Raw genomic sequence first — 5,176 nt, 5'->3', positions numbered from 1 at the left:
AACGGCCGTTGGTTGGGCTTGTAGATGTCGTATGCCTTGCGGGATGCACGAGCGTAGTCGAACCCGTACATGTTGTGATACTCTTCGTGGAGCATCGTATCTGCACCCGTGCCGTGGATATTGTCCGCCGGCATCGTCCAGTCATACTTATCATTCTCCTGAAACACCGCTGGTTCGCCCATATCGTTTTTAATCCCGTCAAATCCGGCGTCGAAGAACACGTTGTGCTGGTCGGCCCACCACTCGCGAACCTCGGATCGTGAAAAGTCCGGCCACACTGCATCCGTGGGCTCGTCAGCGACGTCCTGGGTCGGCCAGACCGGTCCGTAGAACGTATCGCCACTGGCGTTCTTGGTCCAATACTCGTTCTCGGTCCCCTCAAGATAGGGACCATAGGATTCGTCTTTGCCATCGCCATCAACGTCAGCCTCTTCGTCGACCGCGACGCCAGGATCGTTAACCGCGACTGTCTTGAGCTCGGGCACCTCTTCATTGAGCGTGTTAAGTGCCTCTCGGTGTGTCCCTTGAATGGTGAAGACACGATAGTCATCCATGTAACCGATGTCAAAGTGCATCGCGTCCAGCGGAATCTCCTCTTCGCGATACCGCTGGGGAACCTCGGCAAGTTCCTCTGGACTGTACTCCCATTTACTCTGATGATATGCGATAGCCCACTTTGGTGGGAGGGGGATCGTCCCTGTGAGATCCGTATATCGCTCGAGAACATCACTGATCTCAGGGCCGTACGCGAAGTAGTAGGTTAGCTGGCCACCATCAGCCAAGAAGTAGTAGTAGTCTTCTTCCGCCTGGGAGTTGTAGCTCTCTCCAGAGGCGTTCGGGTCGTCAGCCATATGGAAGACCGAGTGTGATGGATTATCAAAGAAGAGGCCGTACGCACCTGTGTCCTTTAACCCAACGAAGAAGGGAACCGACGTGTAGACGTAGTCGTTGGTGTTCCCGTAGCCGTACTGATCGGTGTTCCAATTTTCGATTTTCTTGCCGCGCTGGTCGAGAGTGAGTTCGGGCTGCTCGCCAAAGCCGTAGAAGGACTCGTCCGAGTCGGCTTTCTTATATGCGTATGGTTTGCCCTCTTCGTAACCCGACGTTCCTTTTTCAAGGTAGTCTTCATTGATGACGTTACCGGTTTCGTCGAGAAATTTCACACCGAAGAGATCTTTCTTAACTTCGACAGTGATGGTTTCTGTATCAATCGCAATGGTATTAGCGGTCTCGTCAACGCTGAAATACGGTGTATCCCACTCTTCACGGCCGTTAGCAATGCCGCGGGACTCGTACTCCTCTTCATCTTCTTCTAGGATCGAAACACGGGCGAAGTCGTCGTTGAACAGGCTAATATAACCGTCGTATTCGCCAAGGTTGAATCTCACTCCTTCTTCGAGGATCTCATAATCCTGAACTGACAATTTCATGAGATTATCCTCATCCAGTTCAGGTTCATAATGAATCTTTGAATCATAATGATGTCCTTGGACAGGGACAGAAGCAACAGCACTTCCTGCAAGAAGTGCAGCGGTCGATTTCAACACAGATCGTCGATTAATACCATGACGGTGTCTTTCAAACATCCGATGAAGTATTTTCTTCACATCTGTAATAATATTTCTGATATCCAAATCCACAGTAAATAAATAATGTACATTGCTCTTGTGGGCTCTGGTGAATCGCATGACTGCGTAGACTTCGACCGTTAGAACTAGGGAGTTGAAGCGGGAAATGGCGGATGCTCTATGTCCAAAATCTCCCGCTTCACTGGGAAGGTCGTGACGTTGGCTAAAAATGCTGTTGGTGACCGAGGCGAATCCGCCGCCCCACAGGGTGGCAGCGGATTCGCCGACTACGCCGTCGTTTCGCTGCATTGTCTGCGGATTTACTTGGAGAAATCCTACTGCGAAGCACTTGACCTCTTAAGCGAGATGCCACAAATATTTGCGGATATCGGCCTCAACACGGCCGATATCCCTGATCACTCAACGCTAGTCAAGGAGTTTGACAGGAACAAAATACAAGTTTGGCGAGTGCTGCTGCGCCTGTCGGTGCAGGTGCACGAGCCATCTGGTCATACGGCGATGGACGCGACGTTTTTCGACCGCGAAAACGCCAGCAAGCACTACTGCCGCCGGACGAATTATCGGATTCAGACGCTCAAAACAACCGCGCTCGTTGACACAGAAACACAGGCTGTTCTCGACGTCCATTGTACGTCCAAGAAACGCCACGACACCCACCTCGGCTGGCAACTCGCCCTCCGCAACGCGGGCGAGTTGCACAGCCTCGCTGCCGACAAAGGCTACGATTGGCAGCAATTACGCGAGAGACTGAGAGAAAAGGGCATCAGACCGCTGATCAAGCACCGAGAGTTTCGCCCCATCGATCATTATACACTATGAATTACACTATGAATGATAATGAACTATCTGCCTCTCTACTTGATAGGTTCGTGGCCACTATGTCATCTGTACTTACCGTTTGTCGGGTAGTCACAGAGAGGGAACGGGAACTTTTCTATGACACCCTGCTACAAGAGTATCGAGGACTCCGAATGGGTGGACTTCGACCAAGTCACCTGTTTCGTCGGCAAAAACGAATCCGGAAAAACAGCATTTCTCGAAGCCATCCATAGGCTCAATCCGGTCGATAACACGGGCCAATACGATCACGTTGAGGAATACCCACGAACCCGACTCACCCAATATAAGCAGCGCCACGACCAAGATCCTGACCCAGTAGCCAGTGCTAAATTTGAACTATCAAAGAAAGAAATCATACCTATTCAGAAACAATTCACTGATAACATCTTAGAATCATCAACTGCGGTTCTAACAAAGAATTATAAAAACGAGACAACGTGGAGATTCGATATTAACGAAAGTGAGGCCGTGGGATACCTTGTAAACCAGTTCGAGTTCCACAATAAAACAGAGGCTAAACTACAGAGAGCCGAATCATTCGAAGACCTAGAAACCAAAGTACAGGAGTCTACATCTTCTGATGACTCAATCAGTGATATTGAGTCTGAAGTACAGGATATCCTCAAAGAGAGGTTTGACAAGCGAATTGGGACAGATCATTTAAAAGAGTCTGTGCCTTCTTTCCTCTACTTCGATGACTACTCGATTATGGAAGGGGATATCAACATTGATAAGATCCGTCGAAAACGAAATAAAAACAACTTATCGGAATCAGACCAAACCTTCTTATCTTTACTCTCGGTCGCAGAATTGGATATAAATGATATAAGAAATATTAGTAGATACGAAAGCAGAAAGGCAGAACTCGAAGCTGCGGCAAACTACATTACAGACCAAGTATTCGAGTATTGGAGTCAAAGCGACGATTTACAAGTTGAATTTGATAGAGATATTCAAGAGCAAAACAATCAGCAGAACAAGCAAAATTATGTTCTCTATGTTAGGATACGCAGCGAACGGGACAGGGTTACACTGCCATTCGGCAAGCGTTCAAAGGGCTTCATCTGGTTCTTCTCGTTTCTTGCATATTTTTCTGACATGAAAGATGACGACGACGATCTTATTCTGCTCCTCGATGAACCCGGCCTTAACCTACATGCAAAGGCTCAGAATGATTTCCTTCGGTTCATCAACGAGCGCTTAGCACCGGTACACTCTGTAGTCTATACCACACACTCGCCTTTCATGCTGGAACCTCGAAACATGGACCGAGCAAGACTCGTCCAGTACCAACAAGGGGAAGGTACGAAGATTTCTGAGGATATCCTTGGAACTGACAGCGACACCATCTTCCCATTACAGGCCGCTCTGGGTTACGACCTGATTCAAACACTGCTGATCGGACCACAAGTCCTGTTAGTCGAAGGAAAGTCGGATATGATCTATCTGCAACTCATGTCGGAAATACTTGACGAGCAAGAGAGAACATCCCTCAGTCACCAATGGACACCAGTGCCAGTTGATGGAGCGGATAATGTGCCAACCTTCGTTTCCATGTTTGGAGCTAATGACTTGGATATCGGCGTCCTGCTTGATGACGACACTAGGATACAGCAACGCCTCGAGAACATCGAGAGCCGTGGACAACTTGATCTTGACGACGTCAAACTAATCACTGAGTACACAGCGAATAGCAACGCTGATACGGAAGATATGTTCTCAAAAGAATTCTACATCTCTCTCGTTAATGACGCCTATTTGCCCGAGCTCAGAATGGCTCAAAATGCTCCTGATGAAGTAGATCCTTCCCATATCCAGAATCAGAACCCGAGAATAGCACGTCGTTTAGAATGGTTCTTCGAAGAGAAGCAGATTAATGGAAGTGTGTTTGAACACAATAAACCAGCCAAGCACTTCCAAAAGAATCGGGATAAGTTCAAGGAGGAAATAACAGAAGATACACTGGACCGATTTGAGGCATTGTTTGAAGATCTGAACTCTATCATAGACGCTTGATGGCTCAGAAGTGATTTTCGCGTTCTATATGATCACAGTCATACTACTATACCGTCGGACGCCGGAGTTGATAGAGCCTACGGTAATTTAGAGCTATTTACGGTAATCTCGTTACTCCTGGAGCCGATCTGCGAGAAGCTGTGCCAATTCAGCTTCATCGTAGTCGAGAGCGATGACCGATGCGGTTTCGACCGCATCGGCGATGCTCTCACAGTCATATTCGTCCATCACTTCGGTCAACAAGGCGAATACATCTTCGCTGACTGTAATCGTATTGTACCCATCTGGTGGCATAGGGAGTACTATTACGGTAATCTACTCAGGTATTACGGTAATTTGCCGGGATTATCAACTCTTCCGACCGACCGTATAATCCCAGTCCTCATCAGACAGTGATTGACCAGTGCTCATTCTCGACTTGTATCCTACATGACTCACCGGACAACATCTGAAACTGGTAGGAACCTCAGCGATCAATTCGCGCGTTGTATCCATCACGCCGCTTCTGACAGATAGCCGTTCGTTCGGGTTCTCTGCGTTAGCTGAACAGCTCACCAAGCTCATCAATTAATAGTTGACGGACCATACGGGGGTCTGGGGTAATCGACACCATGTGGGCCGAGGTGAGCGATAGCATGCTCTCGAGGGCGTCATAGAACAGTTACCATACCAGAGAGCAGGGTGAACACTGAGGTAGATGTGTTCAGCGACCCTGCGAGATGCTCCTTCGG

General features: G+C 48.4%; 3 protein-coding genes and 1 pseudogene. 2 read left to right on the top strand and 2 right to left on the bottom strand.

All coding sequences use genetic code 11. The features are described 5' to 3' along the window. On the bottom strand, positions 1 to 1,586 hold a 1,586-nt coding region (locus C480_RS17615), incomplete at its 3' end, for a TIM-barrel domain-containing protein (protein WP_152424087.1). A gap of 162 nt (positions 1,587 to 1,748) precedes the next feature. Between C480_RS17615 and C480_RS17610 the strand changes: the two are divergent. Both C480_RS17610 and C480_RS17605 read left to right on the top strand, forming a co-directional pair. Further along, positions 1,749 to 2,396: pseudogene (locus tag C480_RS17610) on the top strand (IS5 family transposase); the annotation flags it as partial. 129 nt (positions 2,397 to 2,525) lie between these two features. Further along, positions 2,526 to 4,445, top strand: coding sequence for an AAA family ATPase (locus tag C480_RS17605; protein WP_006666977.1), 1,920 nt, complete (start codon positions 2,526 to 2,528; stop codon positions 4,443 to 4,445). Between the two features lie 111 nt (positions 4,446 to 4,556). Here the strand turns inward: C480_RS17605 and C480_RS23140 are convergent, their stop codons facing one another. After that, positions 4,557 to 4,739 carry a hypothetical protein gene (locus C480_RS23140; protein WP_152424086.1) on the bottom strand — a complete coding sequence of 61 codons (183 nt, stop codon included), beginning with the start codon at positions 4,737 to 4,739 and terminating at the stop codon, positions 4,557 to 4,559. Positions 4,740 to 5,176 lie beyond the last annotated feature (437 nt).

Source organism: Natrialba aegyptia DSM 13077, assembly GCF_000337535.1.
Taxonomy (GTDB): domain Archaea; phylum Halobacteriota; class Halobacteria; order Halobacteriales; family Natrialbaceae; genus Natrialba; species Natrialba aegyptia.
This window is presented reverse-complemented; position numbering and strand designations above follow the sequence as displayed.

What these genes read in the sequence shown, in the direction of transcription:
- C480_RS17605 (WP_006666977.1), top strand. Translation starts at nt 2,526, where the DNA reads ATGACACCCTGCTACAAGAGTATCGAGGACTCCGAATGGGTGGACTTC.
- C480_RS23140 (WP_152424086.1), bottom strand. Translation starts at nt 4,739, where the DNA reads ATGCCACCAGATGGGTACAATACGATTACAGTCAGCGAAGATGTATTC.